At 38.6% G+C, this 20,414-nt stretch carries 12 protein-coding genes; all 12 read left to right on the top strand.

From position 1 onward, the window contains the following. The first annotated feature begins 47 nt into the window (after positions 1-47). A protein-coding gene (gene prfB / locus SK629_RS05165) for a peptide chain release factor 2 (protein WP_152639369.1) occupies positions 48-1,143 on the top strand; the annotation gives its coding sequence in 2 pieces (ribosomal slippage) (positions 48-119 and positions 121-1,143; 1,095 coding nt in all). A gap of 17 nt (positions 1,144-1,160) precedes the next feature. Continuing rightward, on the top strand, positions 1,161-1,853 hold the full coding sequence (gene ftsE / locus SK629_RS05160) for a cell division ATP-binding protein FtsE (protein WP_000022265.1): 693 nt from the start codon (positions 1,161-1,163) through the stop codon (positions 1,851-1,853). Next, positions 1,846-2,772 carry a permease-like cell division protein FtsX gene (gene ftsX, locus SK629_RS05155; RefSeq protein ID WP_042900877.1) on the top strand — a complete coding sequence of 309 codons (927 nt, stop codon included), beginning with the start codon at positions 1,846-1,848 and terminating at the stop codon, positions 2,770-2,772. The genes ftsE and ftsX overlap by 8 nt, the downstream gene beginning before the upstream one ends. Positions 2,773-2,953: 181 nt before the next feature. After that, positions 2,954-5,134 carry a PTS transporter subunit IIBC gene (locus SK629_RS05150; protein ID WP_080710213.1) on the top strand — a complete coding sequence of 727 codons (2,181 nt, stop codon included), beginning with the start codon at positions 2,954-2,956 and terminating at the stop codon, positions 5,132-5,134. Positions 5,135-5,185: 51 nt separating this feature from the next. Beyond that, the gene (locus tag SK629_RS05145; protein ID WP_042900876.1) at positions 5,186-6,001 is read left to right on the top strand and encodes an endonuclease/exonuclease/phosphatase family protein; all 816 of its coding nucleotides are present in this window, start codon (positions 5,186-5,188) and stop codon (positions 5,999-6,001) included. Positions 6,002-6,292: 291 nt separating this feature from the next. Further along, positions 6,293-7,636 (top strand): DEAD/DEAH box helicase, encoded by a 1,344-nt coding sequence (locus tag SK629_RS05140; RefSeq protein ID WP_042900875.1) that lies wholly within the window; start codon positions 6,293-6,295, stop codon positions 7,634-7,636. Positions 7,637-8,001: 365 nt separating this feature from the next. Further along, entirely contained in the window at positions 8,002-9,192 is a 1,191-nt protein-coding gene (metK, locus tag SK629_RS05135) for a methionine adenosyltransferase (RefSeq protein ID WP_042900874.1), read from the top strand. A gap of 89 nt (positions 9,193-9,281) precedes the next feature. After that, positions 9,282-10,673: a peptidoglycan-N-acetylglucosamine deacetylase PgdA gene (pgdA, locus tag SK629_RS05130; protein WP_050492354.1), complete on the top strand. Its 1,392-nt coding sequence runs from the start codon at positions 9,282-9,284 to the stop codon at positions 10,671-10,673. Between the two features lie 201 nt (positions 10,674-10,874). Further along, complete coding sequence (locus SK629_RS05125) at positions 10,875-16,190, top strand: S8 family serine peptidase (RefSeq protein WP_050492353.1); 5,316 nt, start codon at positions 10,875-10,877, stop codon at positions 16,188-16,190. A 283-nt stretch (positions 16,191-16,473) separates the two neighbouring features. Continuing rightward, entirely contained in the window at positions 16,474-16,845 is a 372-nt protein-coding gene (locus SK629_RS05120) for a GFA family protein (RefSeq protein WP_042900873.1), read from the top strand. A gap of 209 nt (positions 16,846-17,054) precedes the next feature. Further along, complete coding sequence (gene glyQ, locus SK629_RS05115; protein WP_042900872.1) at positions 17,055-17,972, top strand: glycine--tRNA ligase subunit alpha; 918 nt, start codon at positions 17,055-17,057, stop codon at positions 17,970-17,972. Positions 17,973-18,337: 365 nt separating this feature from the next. Continuing rightward, the gene (glyS, locus tag SK629_RS05110) at positions 18,338-20,374 is read left to right on the top strand and encodes a glycine--tRNA ligase subunit beta (RefSeq protein WP_042900870.1); all 2,037 of its coding nucleotides are present in this window, start codon (positions 18,338-18,340) and stop codon (positions 20,372-20,374) included. The last annotated feature ends 40 nt before the right edge of the window (positions 20,375-20,414 follow it).

Raw genomic sequence — 20,414 nt, 5'->3', positions numbered from 1 at the left:
AAATGAGAGAATATGGTATAATAAAACGATACAAAAAAGGAGTATTTATGGACATTTCAGTAATCCGTCAAAAAATTGACGCAAATCGTGAAAAATTAGCTTCTTTCAGGGGGTCTCTTTGACCTCGAGAGTCTAGAGGAAGAGATTGCCATCTTGGAAAACAAGATGACAGAACCTGATTTTTGGAACGATAATATCGCGGCCCAAAAAACGTCGCAAGAATTGAATGAATTAAAAAACACCTACAATACCTTCCATAAGATGGAAGAGTTGCAGGATGAAGTCGAAATTTTATTGGACTTCTTAGCAGAAGACGAGTCGGTTCAAGAAGAACTGGTAACACAGTTAGCCGAACTGGATAAGATGATGACCAGCTATGAGATGACACTTCTCTTGTCAGAACCTTATGACCATAATAATGCCATTTTGGAAATCCATCCAGGATCTGGTGGTACAGAAGCTCAAGACTGGGGTGATATGCTACTTCGTATGTACACTCGCTATGGAAATGCTAAAGGATTTAAAGTAGAAGTCTTGGATTACCAAGCAGGAGATGAAGCTGGTATTAAGTCGGTAACCTTATCATTTGAAGGCCCTAATGCCTATGGTCTTCTCAAGTCAGAAATGGGTGTTCACCGTTTGGTTCGTATTTCACCATTTGACTCTGCCAAACGTCGCCACACCTCTTTCACATCTGTAGAAGTGATGCCTGAGCTGGATGATACCATTGAAGTGGAAATCCGTGAAGATGATATTAAGATGGATACCTTCCGTTCAGGTGGTGCTGGTGGGCAAAACGTCAATAAGGTTTCAACAGGAGTGCGTTTGACACACATTCCTACGGGAACTGTCGTACAATCAACGGTCGATCGTACCCAATATGGAAATAGAGATCGTGCCATGAAGATGTTGCAGGCTAAGCTCTATCAAATGGAGCAAGAAAAGAAAGCTGCGGAAGTTGATTCCCTCAAGGGTGAGAAAAAGGAAATCACATGGGGAAGTCAAATTCGTTCTTATGTTTTCACGCCATATACTATGGTAAAAGATCACCGAACTAGCTTTGAAGTTGCTCAGGTAGATAAGGTCATGGATGGGGACCTAGATGGTTTTATCGATGCCTATCTCAAGTGGCGAATTAGCTAAGATAGAAAGGAAGTCACATGTCAATCATTGAAATGAGAGATGTCGTAAAAAAATACGACAACGGAACGACTGCCCTACGCGGTGTTTCGGTCAGTGTTCAACCAGGAGAATTTGCTTACATCGTAGGACCTTCGGGAGCAGGGAAGTCAACCTTTATTCGTTCTCTATATCGTGAAGTAAAAATCGATAAAGGAAGTCTATCAGTTGCTGGTTTTAATCTGGTTAAGATTAAGAAGAAAGATGTCCCTCTTCTACGTCGTAGTGTTGGGGTTGTTTTTCAGGATTATAAACTCTTGCCAAAGAAAACGGTCTATGAAAATATTGCTTACGCTATGGAAGTAATCGGGGAAAATCGCCGTAATATCAAAAAACGTGTGATGGAAGTTTTGGACTTGGTTGGATTGAAGCATAAGGTTCGTTCTTTCCCAAATGAGCTCTCAGGTGGAGAACAACAGCGTATTGCGATTGCGCGTGCTATTGTAAATAATCCAAAAGTATTGATAGCCGATGAACCAACAGGAAACCTGGATCCTGATAACTCATGGGAAATCATGAATCTCTTGGAACGGATTAACCTACAAGGGACAACTATTTTGATGGCGACTCATAATAGCCAGATTGTAAATACCTTGCGCCACCGTGTCATTGCCATTGAAAATGGCCGTGTTGTTCGTGATGAATCAAAAGGAGAGTACGGATACGATGATTAGTAGATTTTTTCGCCATTTATTTGAATCGCTAAAAAGTTTGAAACGAAATGGCTGGATGACAGTAGCTGCTGTCAGCTCAGTCATGATTACTTTGACCTTGGTGGCAATATTTGCTTCTGTTATTTTCAATACAGCGAAACTAGCTACAGATATTGAAAATAATGTCCGAGTAATGGTATACATTCGTAAGGACGTAGCCGATAATAGTGAAACTATTGAAAAAGAAGGTCAAACTGTTACAAATAATGACTACCACAAGGTATATAATTCCTTGAAGGGTATGTCTACAGTTAAGAGTGTTACCTTTTCAAGTAAAGAAGAACAATATGAAAAATTAACTGAGACAATGGGGGACAACTGGAAAATCTTTGAAGGTGATGCTAATCCTCTCTATGATGCATATATAGTAGATACTAACACACCAAGTGATGTAAAGACAGTAGCGGAAGAGGCTAAGAAAATTGAAGGTGTATCAGAAGTTCAAGATGGTGGTGCCAATACAGAACGCTTGTTTAAGTTAGCCTCATTTATTCGTGTCTGGGGACTAGTGATTGCTGGCCTCTTGATTTTCATAGCAGTTTTCTTGATTTCTAATACCATTCGTATTACCATTATTTCCCGCAGTCGAGAAATTCAAATTATGCGCTTGGTTGGTGCTAAGAATAGCTATATCCGAGGACCATTCCTACTTGAGGGTGCTTTCATCGGATTATTTGGCGCAACCCTTCCATCAGTTTTAGTACTAGTTGTTTATCAAATGGTTTACCAATCGGTTAATAAGTCATTAGTAGGTCAAAACCTTTCTATGATTTCACCAGAAGTATTCAGTCCACTGATGATTGCCTTATTGTTTGTTATTGGAATTTTTATTGGTTCAATTGGATCAGGAATTTCAATGCGACGTTTCTTAAAGGTTTGATAGCACATTTTAGGGTGTTATAATAGTACAAATATAAAAAAGGAAGTATAAAAACTTTCTTTTTTCTTAATTTTTTTAATAAAAGCCTTTACAAAAAAATTTAAAGTGGTATAATGAATACATAGTTAAGTGCAAACGTTTTCGTAAAACGTTTGCCTAAATAAAAATAAAGGAGATTTGAATGATGAAAGATACATTCAAAAATGTCTTGTCTTTCGAGTTTTGGCAAAAATTCGGTAAGGCTTTGATGGTGGTTATCGCTGTTATGCCGGCTGCTGGTTTGATGATTTCAATCGGTAAGTCGCTTGTGATGATTAACCCTAACTTTGCTCCACTCGTTATTACTGGTGGTGTACTAGAGCAAATCGGTTGGGGAGTTATCGTTAACCTTCATATCTTGTTCGCCCTCGCTATTGGAGGAAGCTGGGCTAAGGAACGTGCTGGTGGTGCGTTTGCGGCAGGTCTTGCCTTTATCCTAATCAACCGTATCACTGGTACAATCTTTGGCGTATCAGGCGATATGTTGAAAAATCCTGAAGCTATGGTAACAACTCTCTTTGGTGGCTCAATCAAGGTTGCTGATTACTTTATTAGCGTTATGGAAGCACCAGCACTTAACATGGGTGTCTTCGTAGGGATTATCTCAGGTTTTATTGGAGCAACTGCTTACAATAAATACTATAACTTCCGTAAGCTTCCTGATGCACTTTCATTCTTTAACGGAAAACGTTTTGTACCGTTTGTAGTTATTCTTCGTTCAGTAATTGCTGCAATTGTACTTTCAGCTTTCTGGCCAGTAGTGCAAACAGGTATCAATAGCTTTGGTATCTGGATTGCTAACTCACAAGAAACTGCTCCAATCCTTGCACCATTCTTGTATGGTACATTGGAACGTTTGCTCTTGCCATTTGGTCTTCACCACATGTTGACTATCCCAATGAACTACACAGCTCTTGGTGGTACTTATGAGGTCTTAACTGGTGCAGCAAAAGGTAGCCAAGTATTTGGTCAAGACCCACTTTGGCTTGCATGGGTAACAGACCTTGTAAACCTTAAAGGTACTGATGCTACTCAATATCAACACTTGTTAGATACTGTTCACCCAGCTCGTTTCAAAGTTGGACAAATGATCGGTTCATTCGGTATCTTGATGGGTGTGATTGTGGCTATCTACCGTAATGTTGATGCTGATAAGAAACATAAATACAAAGGTATGATGATCGCTACAGCTCTTGCAACATTCTTGACAGGGGTTACTGAACCAATCGAATACATGTTCATGTTCATCGCAACACCTATGTATCTTGTTTACTCACTTGTTCAAGGTGCTGCCTTCGCTATGGCTGACGTTGTGAACCTACGTATGCACTCATTCGGTTCAATCGAGTTCTTGACTCGTACACCTATTGCGATTAGTGCTGGTATCGGTATGGATATCGTTAACTTCGTTTGGGTAACTGTTCTCTTTGCTGTAATCATGTACTTTATCGCAAACTTCATGATTCAAAAATTTAACTACGCAACTCCAGGACGTAACGGAAACTACGAGACTGCTGAAGGTTCAGAAGAAGCTAGCAGTGAAGTGAAAGTTGCAGCAGGTTCTCAAGCTGTAAACATTATCAACCTTCTTGGTGGACGTGCAAACATCGTTGATGTTGATGCATGTATGACTCGTCTTCGTGTAACTGTTAAAGACGCTGACAAAGTCGGTGATGCAGAACAATGGAAAGCAGAAGGAGCTATGGGTCTTGTCATGAAAGGACAAGGAGTTCAAGCTATCTACGGTCCAAAAGCAGACGTATTGAAATCTGATATCCAAGATATCCTTGATTCAGGTGAAGTCATTCCTGAAACTCTTCCAAGTCAAATGACAGAAGCGCAACAAAACACTGTTCACTTTAAAGGTCTTACTGAGGAAGTATACTCAGTAGCTGATGGTCAAGTTATTGCTTTGGAACAAGTAAAAGATCCAGTATTTGCTCAAAAAATGATGGGTGATGGATTTGCTGTAGAACCTGCAAATGGAAACATTGTATCTCCAGTTTCAGGTACTGTATCAAGCATCTTCCCTACAAAACATGCTCTTGGTCTTGTGACTGAAGCAGGTCTTGAAGTACTTGTTCACATTGGTTTGGACACAGTAAGTCTTGAAGGAAAACCATTTACAGTTCATGTAGCTGAAGGACAAAAAGTTGCAGCAGGTGATCTTCTTGTCACAGCTGACTTGGATGCTATCCGTGCAGCAGGTCGTGAAACTTCTACAGTGGTTGTCTTCACAAATGCTGAAGCTATTAAATCAGTTAAATTAGAACAAACAGGTTCTCTTGCAGCTAAAACAGCAGTTGCTAAAGTAGAATTGTGATACACTTGAGGTTGGAAGCTGTTTTCCAACCTCTTGTTTTAGGAGAAAAGCATGAAATTTTTAACACTCAATACTCATAGCTGGATGGAAAAAGAAGCTGAGGAAAAATTCCAGCTCTTGCTTGAAGATATTCTTGATAAAGACTATGATTTGATTTGTTTCCAAGAAATCAATCAGGAGATTACTTCGCCAGAGGTGGAGGTTAATGACCTTTATCAAGCTTTGCCAGCTGCTGAGCCGATTCATCAAGACCACTATGTTAGACTCTTGGTTGAAAAGTTGTCAGAGCAAGGAAAAAATTACTATTGGACTTGGGCTTATAATCATATCGGTTATGACCGCTACCATGAAGGTGTGGCTATCTTGTCTAAAACACCTATTGAAGCCAGAGAAATTTTGGTTTCAGATGTGGATGATCCAACAGACTATCATACTCGCCGTGTTGCCCTGGCTGAAACTGTAGTCGATGGTAAGGAGCTAGCAGTTGCAAGTGTCCACCTTTCTTGGTGGGATAAAGGTTTCCAAGAAGAATGGGCACGATTTGAGGCTGTCTTGAAAGAATTGGACAAGCCACTTTTGCTAGCTGGAGATTTCAACAACCCGGCTGGTCAGGAAGGTTACCAAGCTATTTTAGCTAGTTCATTAGGGTTACAAGACGCATTTGAAGTTGCTCAAGAGAAAAGTGGTAGCTATACTGTTCCACCTGAAATTGATGGATGGAAAGGGAACACAGAACCCCTTCGAATCGACTATGTTTTTACTACCAAAGAGTTAGAGGTGGAAAAATTACATGTCGTATTTGATGGTAACAAGAGTCCACAAGTTAGTGATCACTATGGCTTGAATGCTATTTTAAACTGGAAATAATGACTGATACTCTTCGAAAATCTCTTCAAACTACGTCAACGTCGCTTTGCCGTATAGATGTTACTGACTTCGTCAGTTCTATCTGCAACCTCAAAACAGTGTTTTGAGCAAGCTGCGGCTAGTTTCCTAGTTTGCTCTTTGATTTTCATTGAGCATGAAAAGAGGTTGGGATTATAAAATTCCAGCCTTTTTCTGACTAGAAAAGCTACTGGAAATAGCCTAAATAAGTGAGACTACTGTAATGGAATAAAATATGGTATAATTGATAAGATAGATAGAATCGAGGATATTATGTCATTTACGAAATTTCAATTTAAAAAATATATTAGTGAAGCCTTGGAGGAGTTGAAATTTACAACTCCAACAGAGGTGCAAGACAAGTTGATTCCTATTGTTTTGGCAGGTCGTGATCTAGTCGGTGAATCAAAAACAGGTTCAGGTAAGACTCATACTTTCTTGTTACCGATTTTCCAGCAGTTAGATGAAGCTAGTGATAGTGTGCAAGCAGTCATTACTGCACCAAGCCGTGAGTTGGCTACTCAAATTTACCAAGCGGCCCGTCAGATTGCTGCCCACTCAGATGTCGAAGTTCGTGTGGTTAATTATGTGGGTGGTACGGATAAGGCTCGCCAAATTGAGAAATTGGCAAGTAATCAGCCTCATATTGTTATCGGAACACCAGGCCGTATCTACGACTTGGTTAAATCTGGTGATCTAGCTATTCACAAGGCCAAGACCTTTGTGGTCGATGAGGCAGATATGACCTTGGATATGGGATTCTTGGAAACCGTTGATAAGATTGCTGGCAGCCTTCCAAAAGACCTGCAATTCATGGTCTTCTCAGCAACTATTCCACAAAAGTTGCAGCCATTTTTGAAAAAATACTTGTCAAATCCTGTTATGGAGAAAATCAAGACCAAAACGGTCATTTCTGATACCATTGATAATTGGTTGATTTCGACCAAGGGCCGAGATAAGAATGCTCAAATTTACCAGTTGACTCAGTTGATGCAACCTTATTTAGCAATGATTTTTGTTAACACTAAAACGCGTGCTGATGAATTGCATTCATATCTGACTGCTCAAGGCTTGAAGGTGGCAAAAATCCATGGGGATATTGCCCCTCGTGAACGCAAGCGAATCATGAATCAGGTAAAAAATCTGGATTTTGAGTATATTGTCGCAACAGATTTGGCAGCGCGTGGAATTGACATTGAAGGTGTCAGTCATGTTATCAATGATGCCATTCCGCAAGATTTGTCCTTCTTTGTTCACCGTGTTGGTCGTACTGGACGAAATGGCTTACCAGGTACAGCTATTACCCTTTATCAGCCAAGTGATGACTCGGATATCCGTGAATTGGAGAAATTGGGAATCAAGTTTACTCCTAAGATGATCAAAGACGGGGAATTTCAAGATACTTATGACCGTGATCGTCGTGCCAACCGTGAGAAAAAGCAAGATAAGCTTGATATCGAAATGATTGGTTTGGTTAAAAAGAAAAAGAAAAAAGTTAAACCAGGTTATAAGAAAAAAATTCAATGGGCGGTTGATGAAAAACGTCGTAAAACCAAGCGTGCTGAAAATCGCGCTCGTGGTCGTGCAGAGCGTAAAGCAAAACGCCAAACATTTTAAGGTAATTGTTGGAGTGATGAGCTCCAACCTTTTTATTTATGAGAACGAACTATCTAAACAGAAACACTACATTAAAGACTGCAAATTGCGCTTAAAAATGATATAATGGTAACGTTATATAGTCCCGATAAGATGGTAGAAATTTCTATTTTTTCTTTTGAGTCTCAATTCGCAAATACTGACGGCTCCAAAGTCGTTCGTCATTCTACGGTTGTCGCAATAATGCGGTTACCCTATGCACCTGACTAGCTTCAGAAATAAAAAAGTATCGTTTTTATTTCTTTCGTGTTGTAACTCTAAGATAATGGAAATACCTACTAGTACTTTGTAACTCTATAACACTATTTTTAAGGGGGGACATTTTTATGTCAGAACGTAAATTATTCACGTCTGAATCTGTATCTGAGGGGCATCCAGATAAGATTGCAGACCAAATTTCAGATGCGATTTTGGATGCTATTTTAGCTAAGGATCCAGATGCGCACGTTGCTGCTGAGACAGCTGTATATACTGGTTCCGTCCATGTTTTTGGTGAAATATCTACAAATGCCTATGTGGATATTAACCGTGTGGTTCGTGATACCATTGCAGAGATTGGCTACACCAATACAGAATATGGTTTTTCTGCTGAGACGGTGGGAGTCCATCCGTCACTTGTTGAGCAGTCACCGGATATCGCCCAAGGTGTTAACGAAGCCTTGGAGGTTCGTGGAAATGCAGATCAAGATCCATTGGACTTAATTGGAGCTGGAGACCAAGGGCTCATGTTTGGATTTGCAGTAGATGAAACAGAAGAGCTCATGCCATTGCCAATCTCACTCAGTCATAAATTGGTTCGTCGTCTGGCAGAGCTTCGTAAGTCTGGGGAAATCAGCTATCTTCGCCCAGATGCTAAATCACAAGTTACAGTTGAGTATGATGAAAATGACCGCCCAGTACGTGTGGACACCGTCGTGATTTCTACTCAGCACGATCCAGAAGCCAGCAACGAACAAATTCACAATGATATCATTAACAAGGTTATCAAAGAGGTTATTCCAGCCTCTTACTTGGATGAGCAAACAAAATTCTTCATCAATCCAACTGGTCGCTTTGTAATCGGTGGGCCTCAAGGAGACTCAGGCTTGACTGGTCGTAAGATTATCGTGGATACCTATGGTGGCTACTCTCGTCACGGTGGTGGTGCCTTCTCTGGTAAAGATGCGACTAAGGTGGACCGTTCTGCCTCATATGCAGCTCGTTATATTGCCAAGAATATTGTTGCAGCGGGTCTTTCTAAGAAGGCGGAAGTACAATTGGCTTACGCTATTGGTGTTGCCCAGCCTGTTTCTGTCCGTATCGATACCTTTGGTACAGGAACAGTAGCTGAAAGCAAACTTGAAAAAGCGGCTCGTCAAATCTTTGACCTTCGCCCTGCAGGAATTATCCAAATGCTGGATCTCAAGCGTCCAATTTACCGTCAAACAGCGGCTTATGGACACATGGGGCGTACAGATATTGATCTTCCATGGGAACGTTTGGACAAGGTAGATGCTTTGAAAGAAGCAGTCAAATAAAATTTTAAGAGGGGAACTTCCTCTCTTTTTAATATACTGTTTTCTCTAAAATCATTGAAATTATAGCCTGAATTTGATATGATGGTCTTATGGATAAAAGTAGAGCAAATCGTGTTGAATACGATAAAAAGAGAATCGGTTTAATAGCCCTAGTAGCTATCTTTTCAGTAAGTATTTGTGTTCTTGGATCGATGATTGGCTACAAGGTATTTTCAAAACAAAGCTTTGAACAAAAGATTGAATCGCTCAAAAAAGAGAAAGATGATCAATTGAGTGAGGAAAATCAGAAAGATCATTTTCGTAAGGGACAAGCTGAAGTGATTACCTATTATCCTCTCCAAGGGGAGCAAGTGATTTCGTCTGTAAAAGGAATCATAGTGCAGGATATTAAGGAAAATTTAGAAGATAAGGAAAATCTGGTTTTTTATTATACAGAGAAACAGGATTCGACTTTAAAAGGGATTGTTAACCGAAGTGTGATGAAACAAGTCTATGATTTAACTTGGTCAAAAGTTGAAGAGACTGAAAAAACTAGTCTGGCAAAAGTCCATTTGACAGAAGATGGCAAACTTTTTACACTTGATCAATTATTTTCAGATGCTAGTAAAGCCAAAGAAAAGCTGACAAAAGAACTGACTTCTTTCTTACAGTATAAGAAATTGGAGCAAGAAAAGGTCGATCAGCTTGTTAAAGACTTCTCTGATCAAGACTTGTCTGCATGGAACTTTGATTATAAGGATAGCCAAATTATTCTTTATCCAAGTCAGGAAGTTGAAAATCTAGATGAGATTGCCTTGCCAGTATCTAGTTTCTTTGAGCTTATTCAGTCCTCATATTTGCTAGATAAGGATGCGGAACTTTATAAAGCTTATTTGGAGAAGAAAAATCGTAAAGTAGTAGCCTTGACTTTTGATGATGGACCAAATCCTACAACGACAACTCAAGCATTAGATACTCTTTCTAAGTATGGAATTAAGGCTACTTTCTTTGTTTTAGGTAAGAATGTTGCTGGTAATGAAGAGATTTTGAAACGCATGAAATCGGATGGTCATGTCATTGGAAACCATAGTTGGAGCCATCCAGTTCTTTCAAAACTTTCGCTTGATGAAGCCAAAAAACAAATAACTGATACTGAGGCTGCACTAACTAAAGTGTTGGGTTCTAGTTCTAAGCTCATGCGTCCTCCTTATGGAGCCATTACAGACGATATTCGCAATAGCTTAGATTTGAGCTTTATTATGTGGAATGTGGATAGTCTGGACTGGAAGAGTAAAAATGAAGCATCTATTTTGACAGAAATTCAGCGTGAAGTCAAGAATGGTTCTATTATTCTCATGCATGATATCCATGCTGAGACTGTAAATGCTCTACCGAAGGTTATTGACTACTTGAAAGGGCAAGGTTATGACTTTGTCACAGTTCCAGAAATGCTTAATTCACGATTAAAATCACATGAACTATTCTATAATCGTGATCAGTAAGATTTTTGCTGAATGACCAATTAAATAGCAAGTAATTTTTCAATAAAGAAATTTAGTCTTGTATCACTCAAGGCTAATTTTTTATGTTTAAATCGTATGATATGATTAATATTACAATTTTGTTACAAAATATTTTTTTGATAGAATTTTCTGATAATTTAGTATATAATACTTTTAATTTAAATAAAAAGGAGTGATTTTATGGGAGATTGCAAAGATTTTTGTCATCAAAAGTACCAAATAGCAACGATTTTTCTGCTATCGGTCTTTGTATTCGGATTTACTTTCGCACAGGTTAGTGCCGATGAGGGAAAAATTGAAACATCCAATCAAGTTACACATGCAGTAACAATTAATAAATTAGATGATTCAAATAAGCTCGCACCGCCAGTCACGGCTGACAAGAATGCTCTAGATTCTCCTTCAAAGGAAAAAACAGAAGTGACAGAGTCATTAAAACAAGATGATTCTATAGAATATAGAGATAATAAGTCAGACAAGAATGTAATCACACAGAAAGAAAAGACTGCTATAAAAAGTGAAGAGAAGAAGGAAGAATCAGCAGTAAAAAGCAGTTCTTCTTCCGAAAGTTCACAATCACAGTCCTTATCTCAAAGTGGGCATAAAGAAAAGCCAAATAGTATCTCCAGTAATGAAATGATTACTGTCCCTAAAACATGGGAAGCAGGACACAAAGGGCAAGGAACTGTAGTCGCTGTTATAGATTCAGGCCTTGATTTGAATCATGAAGTTCTGCGTATTTCTGATCCGTCAAAGGCGAAATTTAAAAATCAGAATGATATCGAAAAAGCTAAAAAGGCTGCTGGTATTGACTATGGGAAATGGTACAGTGACAAGGTAGTATATGCTTATGATTACTTTGATGGAACAGATAATATAAAAGAGGCTGAAAAAGAGTCTCATGGAATGCACGTTACTGGTATTGTAGCTGGAAATCCAGTTAATAAAGCTCCGAATTCTGAGAAGGTATATGGAGTTGCACCAGAAGCTCAAATAATGTTTATGAGAGTTTTTTCAGACAGAGATAAAACTACAGCATCTGCCTTTTATGTAAAAGCCATTGATGACGCAGTTGCGTTAGGTGCAGATGTGATCAATATGAGTTTGGGTGCAGGTGCGGGTTCAACGGTAGATGCAGGTTCAGATATTATTGAAGCAGTAAAAAGAGCACGCGCTAAAGGAGTATCTGTTGTTATTGCTGCTGGTAATAGCAATACTTTCGGTAGAGGTTTTTCACAACCATTAGCAGAAAATCCTGATTACGGACTGGTTGGAAATCCCTCTACAGTAGAAGATTCAATTTCTGTTGCTTCGATTAATAATAAAATTCTAACTACTGAAGTCTTTGAAGTAAAAGGTTTAGAAAATGATACTAAACTTGATTATGGTAAGTTTGATTTTAATAGACCTGAAGCAGAAAAAGATTTTGAAAAAGGGAAAGAATACGAATATGTAGCAGCGGGTATTGGTCGTGAAGAAGATTTTGCTAATATTGATGTAAGAGGCAAGTTAGCACTGATTCAACGTGGTAAAATCCATTTCTCTGATAAGATTAAAAATGCTCTTCAACACGGTGCAGCTGGAGTTTTAATTTATAACAACGTTGAAGGTGCAAATGTTAGTATGTCTGTTACAGGTGATGCTAAGAAAATCCCATCTGTCTTTATTTCAAAACATTATGGTGAAATTCTTAAATCTGGTCAGTATAAAATTGTCTTTAATCATAAGATGGATAATCGTAAATCAGATGTTGCAGACCAATTATCAGATTTTTCAAGTTGGGGAGTTACAACAGATGGACAATTGAAACCAGATGTTACTGCACCTGGTGGAAATATCTATTCATCATTTAATGACAATAGTTATGGAAGTATCAGTGGAACAAGTATGGCGGCTCCTCATATAGCTGGTGTCGCAGCATTAGTCAAAGAATATTTAGCAAAGAAACATCCTGAATTATCAGCTAGTCAAATTTCAGAGATTGTAAAAGCTTTAATTATGTCTACTGCAAAACCACATTTTAATAAACAAACTGGAGCATATACTTCTCCACGTCAGCAAGGTGCCGGTGTAGTTGACACGATGGCGGCAACCAGCACAGATCTATTTGTAACAGGTACAAATAACTATCCAAGTGTTACTCTTGGCAATGTTGGTGATAAATTTACCTTTGAAGTTACAATTCATAATATTTCGGACAAAGACCAAACTTTGAAGATGGTTGTAAATACAAATACGGATGAAGTTAACGAAGGGAAATTCACTCTCCGTCCACGAAAACTAACTGAAACAGTCTGGCCTGAAGTAACTGTGAAAGCTCATAGTACGAAGACGGTAACAGTTAGAGTAGATACAAGTAAGTTTACTGAAGAACTTAGTAAAATAATGCCAAATGGTTATTTTCTAGAAGGATTTGTTAGATTTGTCAATCCTGCAGATGATGGTTCTATTATTGGTTTACCATTTATGGGATTTAAGGGAGAATTCCAAAATCTACCTGCAATAGAAAAACCAATTTATAATTTGATTCAGGAAGGAAAAAGTGGATTTTACTCTAAAATTGATAAAGATAATCCAGCAATTTCACCTTCGGACGATGCAACTTATTTAACAAGTTCTGAAAATGATTTAAATGTTTTAAAAGCAGAGCGTCAAGGAAATCGAGTGACTGTACTCGGAGTGAAACAAGATGCCGAAGGAAAATACCATCTTCAATTAGATGAAAAGGGGAACATCCGCCTTGCTATCTCACCAAACGATGATGGTAATAAAGATTCTGTTCAATTTAAAACTCTTGTTTATAGAAACTTGGTAAATCTTCGTGCAACAGTTTATGATTCTTCAGATACAACACATAGTAACCCTATTTGGAAAAGTCGTCCAACAGACCTTGTAAAAAATTATTTTGATGGCGATACTAGAAATCCAAGAAGTTACGTTCTAGATAAAACAGCTTGGGGAGGAAAAGATTCTAACGGAAATCGAGTCTCTGATGGAATTTATGACTATGTTATTAGTTATAAGCCAGATGTCCCTGGAGCTGAAGAACAATACACAACATTTAAAATTCAAATCGATACACAAAAACCTCTGATTACTTCGGGATATATTCGTTCTCAAAAAGATCAAGAACAATTTATAGCTCGTAAACCTCAGGATGTAGGAAATGGGGGAATTCTTTTAGAAAAAGTCTTTTATATTCGTCCTTCTGAAAATAGAGAATCAACAGATTCAGAAATCGAACAGTATCAAATTATCAAACAAAATGAAGATGGTAGTTATACACTTCCTAAGAACATTGATAAATCGAAAATCTTCTATTATGTGGAAGACTTTGCGGGAAATGTAGACTTTATATCTCTAAAAAATCTTGTAGGTGAAGAAAATAGTGGCCGTGTAAAAATTGCTATATTAAATAATAAAACAAAGAGTGAGATTGATACGACTTATGTTTATCGCATTAAAAATAGTGAAGGCCAATATGTAACTGTTGATAAATCAAAAGATATTAATTTCTTGAAATTTGGACATTATGTTGCAGAAATTTTTAGCTATGACCGTACAGAGTTGAAATTTGTGAGTGCCTTATCTAAGGAATTTGATTTAACGAAAGAAAATAGTTTTCAAACTATTACCTTCTTGGCTAACAAAATGAAATATGCCCCAGTAACGGTTGGCTTTAATCAAGCTGTTCCTGGAACTACAACGATTACTTTGGTAGGTGAAGACGGTCAGAGTCAAGTCTTGCCATCTGAAACATATGGTAAAAATTCTTATGGTAAGAAAGTGGTTCCTGGTGAATATAAGGTTCTTGTAAATCTGTCAAACGGTTATGAATTACTTGATAATCTTCAACCATTTAAAGTTCTGTTTGGTCAAAATAATGTTTTGTCACTTTCAGTTGTTTCTAAGTTAGCCTTGATTGCAGCTTTAAATAAACAAATGGAAGTAGTTAAAACTCCAAGATATTATAATACAAAACAGAATTTAAAAGAGATGTTTGACCAAAGTGTCAAAGATGCGCAACTAGCATTGGGAAGTAAACTTAACCAAGATAAAATTGACCAAATTGTTAAGGCTTTAGAGTCTGCTATGCAAACATTGGATGGTAAGGAATCTGATATCACATCATTGAAGAATGCCATTAAAGCATATGCTGAGACAGTTAAAAAAGGTAAATATATAAATTCTGATCAAGAACGCAAAGGTCAATATGATCGTGAATTTAAACTCTTAGCATTATTAATTACAAAAGATTTGATAACTCAAGATGAAATCGATCGTCTATTGACCACTTTCTTGAAAGCACAAGAACAGCTGAATGGGAAAGAAACAGATTTCATGAGCCTAAAAAATGTTATCGTGGATGAAGTGAAGTTCCAAGACAAAGATCCAAGATTTTTGACAGCTAGCAAAGAGGAGAAGGATGCATATAATCTTATTTTCAGGAAAGCTAAGCTACTTTTAGAAAATTCAGAAGCTAGTCAAGAAGAAATTAATGCAGCAATCAATGCTCTAAAAGAGACGACTGTAAAACTGAAGGCTAATAAAGTAGAGATTCCAACCAAACCAGTTGCACCAGTTAAGCCGGTTGATTCAACTAAAGAAGTTGCACCAGTTAAGCCGGTTGATTCAACTAAAGAAGTTGCACCAGTTAAGCCGGTTGATTCAACTAAAGAAGTTGCACCAGTTAAGCCAGTTAATCCAGCTAAACCGGTTGTAACGATTAAACCATCTAATCCAACTAAACCAGTTGTAACAATTAATCCAGTTAATCCAACTAAACCAGTTGTAACGATTAATCCAGTTATTCCAGCTAAACCGGTTGTAACGATTAAACCAGCTAATCTAACTAAACCAGTTGTAACGATTAAACCATCTAATCCAACTAAACCAGTTGTACCAGTTAAGGCAGTTAATCCAACTAAACCAGTTGTAACGATTAAACTAGCTAATCCAATTAAACCAGTTGTACCAGTTAAGGCAGTTAATCCAGCTAAACCGGTTGTAACGATTAAACCATCTAATCCAACTAAACCAGTTGTAACGATTAAACCATCTAATCCAATTAAACCAGTTGTACCAGTTAAGGCAGTTAATCCAGCTAAACCAGTTGTACCAGTTAAGGCAGTTAATCCAGCTAAACCAGTTGTACCAGTTAAGGCAGTTAATCCAGCTAAACAAGTTGCATCGATTAAGCCAGTTTCTCAAGTGCAACCTGTTAAATTAGTCAGTCACAATAGACAAGTCTCAACTATTAAGCCTTCAATTAGCAATGATAAAATTGAGAAAACTCCATCAATTATAGAAGCTAATCATGAGAATAAAACACTAGCTGGAAGTGGTCAACAAGTGCTTTTAGCTACAGTCAACAAAGAAGGAAAACAATTACCAGTCACTGGTGAGAATAACATGATTTCTATTATTCTAAGTATTTCAGGAATTTCTCTCTTATTGTCAGTTATTGGACTTGCAACTTTTTCAAAAAGTGAGTAGAGAATACTATACATCTTTCTATAGTTTTTGATTTACAGTATGTTACAATTCTGATATAATAGTCAGCAGGAAAGAAAGTCTTATGGCGTTCTTCAAGCGAGCTTGGGATAGTGGGAGCCAAGTAGGGCAAAATAAAGAACTGGCGCTTTCTGTAGTATTTTCAAAAACAATGAAGTAATAAATTAGGGTGGAACCGCGTTTCTGACGCCCCTAGTCGCAAGGCTCGGGTGTTGAAATTCGGTTCTTTTTGAATTCGTCTAATGCCTAAGTAGAAAGGAGCATAATGCTTAAAGGATCTTGTTTATGTAAAGCAGTGACCTACACTCTAGATGAGGAATTATCGGAATTAGTTTTTTGTCATTGCTCATTTTGTCGGAAAGCAACTGCGTCTGCCTATACAGTTAATGCTAAAGTTAGCAGTGAAAAGCTAGTATTGCATGGAAAAGAAAAGCTTGTTTCCTATAGTTCTTCTTCAGGAAAACAGCGTTATTACTGCCAGAACTGTCATAGTCAAATTTTCACTGTTCAAGAAAATATACCAGAAGTCTGTGCTTTGAAATTAGGTACAATAGATGAATGCGATCAGAATTTACAAACTGTTCCCAAACGTCATATTTTTCAGGACCCAGCCTTTTCTTGGTTGCTTGATAAATAAATCTAAGAAGATAATATAAATTAAAGGAGGAAACAATGTCTAAAAAATTGACTTTCCACTGCGTCAGTGGCAGAGACCTCCTTACAGTCGGGCTGCCCCACGCTCAGCACTAGAGTGCCTGAGCTAGACGCAGTACTAACTCGTCTTGCCTCGTATGATCGACGAGGCAGACTCGTGTCGCAAGTAATTTATAGAAAAAGGAGTAAACAATGTCTAAAAAATTGACTTTCCAGGAAATCATCCTTACTTTGCAACAATTTTGGAATGACCAAGGTTGTATGCTTATGCAGGCTTATGACAACGAAAAAGGTGCGGGAACAATGAGTCCTTACACTTTCCTTCGTGCTATCGGACCTGAGCCATGGAATGCGGCTTATGTAGAACCATCACGTCGTCCTGCTGATGGTCGTTATGGGGAAAACCCTAACCGTCTTTACCAACACCACCAATTCCAAGTGGTTATGAAACCTTCTCCATCAAATATCCAAGAACTTTACCTTGAGTCTTTAGAAAAATTAGGAATCAATCCTTTGGAACACGATATTCGTTTTGTTGAGGACAACTGGGAAAATCCATCTACTGGTTCGGCTGGTCTTGGTTGGGAAGTTTGGCTTGATGGGATGGAAATTACTCAATTCACTTATTTCCAACAAGTTGGTGGATTGGCAACTGGCCCTGTGACTGCGGAAGTGACCTATGGTTTGGAGCGTTTGGCTTCTTACATTCAAGAAGTTGATTCTGTCTATGATATCGAGTGGACCGATGGTGTAAAATACGGAGAAATCTTTATCCAGCCTGAGTACGAGCACTCAAAATATTCATTTGAAATTTCGGACCAAGAAATGTTGCTTGAAAACTTTGATAAGTTTGAAAAAGAAGCTGGTCGTGCTTTGGAAGAAGGCTTGGTTCACCCTGCCTATGACTATGTTCTCAAATGTTCACACACCTTTAACCTGCTTGACGCGCGTGGTGCTGTATCTGTAACAGAGCGTGCAGGCTATATTGCTCGTATCCGTAACTTGGCCCGTGTCGTAGCCAAAACCTTTATCGCAGAACGAAAACGCCTAGGCTACCCACTTTTGGATGAAGCAACACGAGCTAAACTCTTAGCAGAAGACGCAGAATAGTGAGTAATACTGTGCTCTAAAATCGTTAGAGGCAAGTCGAAGACTTGCTAGAGGGATATGCACCGCTGTACTTTTATGTGGGGATTTTTGAAACCTTATACTCTTCGAAAATCAAATTCAAACCACGTCAGCTTAACCTTGTCGTACTCAAGTACAGCCTACGGCTAGCTTCCTAGTTTGCTCTTTGATTTTCATTGAGTATTAGGTTCAAAAATCAGTCAGCTAAATCCACTTTGATGAGACTGTTGGAAATCTTGATCAATTTAGCATTGGATTTCCATACAGACTCACAAAGTTAGTTAGCGACGTCCCCAGTACCTAAGGTGCATATCAAAAAAGATTGAAGAAAATGTAAAGGAAAAAACATGACAAAAAACTTATTAGTAGAACTCGGTCTTGAAGAATTACCAGCCTATGTTGTCACACCAAGTGAAAAACAATTAGGTGAAAAAATGGCAGTCTTCCTCAAGGAAAACCGCCTGTCTTTTGAAACCATTCAAACCTTCTCAACACCACGTCGTTTGGCTGTTCGAGTTACTGGTTTGGCAGACAAGCAGTCTGATTTGACAGAAGATTTCAAGGGTCCAGCAAAGAAAATTGCCTTGGATAGTGATGGGAACTTCACCAAAGCAGCTCAAGGATTTGTCCGTGGAAAAGGCTTGACGGTTGAAGATATCGAATTTCGTGAAATCAAGGGTGAAGAATATGTCTATGTCACTAAGGAAGAAGTTGGACAAGTAGTTGAAGTTATTGTTCCTGGTGTTGTAGATGTCTTGAAGTCACTGACTTTCCCAGTCAGCATGCACTGGGCTGGAAATAGTTTTGAATACATTCGTCCTGTTCACACTTTGACTGTTCTTTTAGATGAAGAAGAATTTGACTTGGATTTCCTTGATATCAAGGGGGGGCGTGTGAGCCGTGGTCATCGTTTCTTGGGACAAGAAACTAAGATTCAGTCAGCATTGAGCTATGAAGAAGATCTTCGTAAGCAGTTTGTAATAGCGGATCCTCGTGAACGTGAGCAAATGATTGTTGACCAAATCAAAGCAATCGAAGTTGAACATTGTGTACGCATCGAGATTGATGCTGATTTGCTGAATGAAGTCTTGAACTTGGTTGAATACCCAACTGCCTTTATGGGAAGTTTTGATTCCAAATACCTTGACGTTCCAGAAGAAGTCTTGGTGACTTCGATGAAGGAACACCAACGTTATTTTGTTGTCCGTGATCAAGATGGTAAACTCTTGCCAAACTTCATTTCTGTTCGTAATGGAAACGCAGAGCATTTGGAAAATGTTATCAAAGGAAATGAAAAAGTCTTGGTCGCTCGCTTAGAAGACGGAGAATTCTTCTGGCGTGAAGACCAAAAATTGGTTATTTCTGACCTTGTTGAAAAATTAAACAATGTAACCTTCCATGAGAAGATTGGTTCCCTTCGTGAACACATGATTCGTACTGGTCAGATTGCTATTCTCTTGGCAGAAAAAGCAGGCTTGTCAGCGGATGAAACGATTGACCTAGCCCGTGCAGCAGCCATTTACAAGTTTGACTTGTTGACTGGGATGGTTGGTGAATTTGACGAGCTCCAAGGAATTATGGGTGAAAAATATGCCCTTCTTGCTGGGGAAACTCCAGCGGTAGCAGCTGCTATTCGTGAACACTACATGCCTACATCAGCTGAAGGAGAACTTCCAGAGAGTAAGGTCGGTGCAGTGCTTGCTATTGCAGACAAATTAGATACGATTTTGAGTTTCTTCTCAGTAGGCTTGATTCCATCAGGTTCTAATGACCCGTATGCCCTTCGTCGCGCGACGCAAGGTGTGGTTCGTATCTTGGATGCCTTTGGTTGGCACATTGCTATGGATGAGTTGATTGATAGCCTTTATGCTTTGAAATTTGACAGCTTAACTTATGAAAATAAGACAGAGGTTATGGACTTTATCAAGGCTCGTGTTGATAAGATGATGGGCTCTACTCCAAAAGATATTAAGGAAGCAGTACTTGCAAGTTCGAACTTTGTTGTGGCAGATATGTTGGAAGCAGCAAGTGCTCTCGTAGAAGCAAGTAAGGAAGAAGATTTCAAACCATCTGTTGAATCACTTTCTCGTGCCTTTAACTTGGCTGAGAAGGCAGAAGGAGTAGCTACAGTTGATTCAGCTCTCTTTGAGAATGAAGAAGAGAAAGCCTTGGCAGAAGCAGTAGAATCACTCGTTTTGTCAGGGACTGCCAGTCAGCAATTGAAACAGCTCTTTGCTCTTAGCCCAGTCATTGATGCATTCTTTGAGAATACCATGGTTATGGCTGAAGACGAGGCAGTCCGTCAAAATCGTTTGGCAATCTTGTCTCATTTAACTAAAAAAGCAGCCAAACTTGCTCGTTTTAACCAAATCAATACCAAATAAAATCTGTTAAACGGATTAAATCTTATTATAAAGGAGAGAA

This window comes from Streptococcus mitis (assembly GCF_000722695.1).
Taxonomy (GTDB): Bacteria; Bacillota; Bacilli; order Lactobacillales; family Streptococcaceae; genus Streptococcus; species Streptococcus mitis_O.
This window is presented reverse-complemented; position numbering and strand designations above follow the sequence as displayed.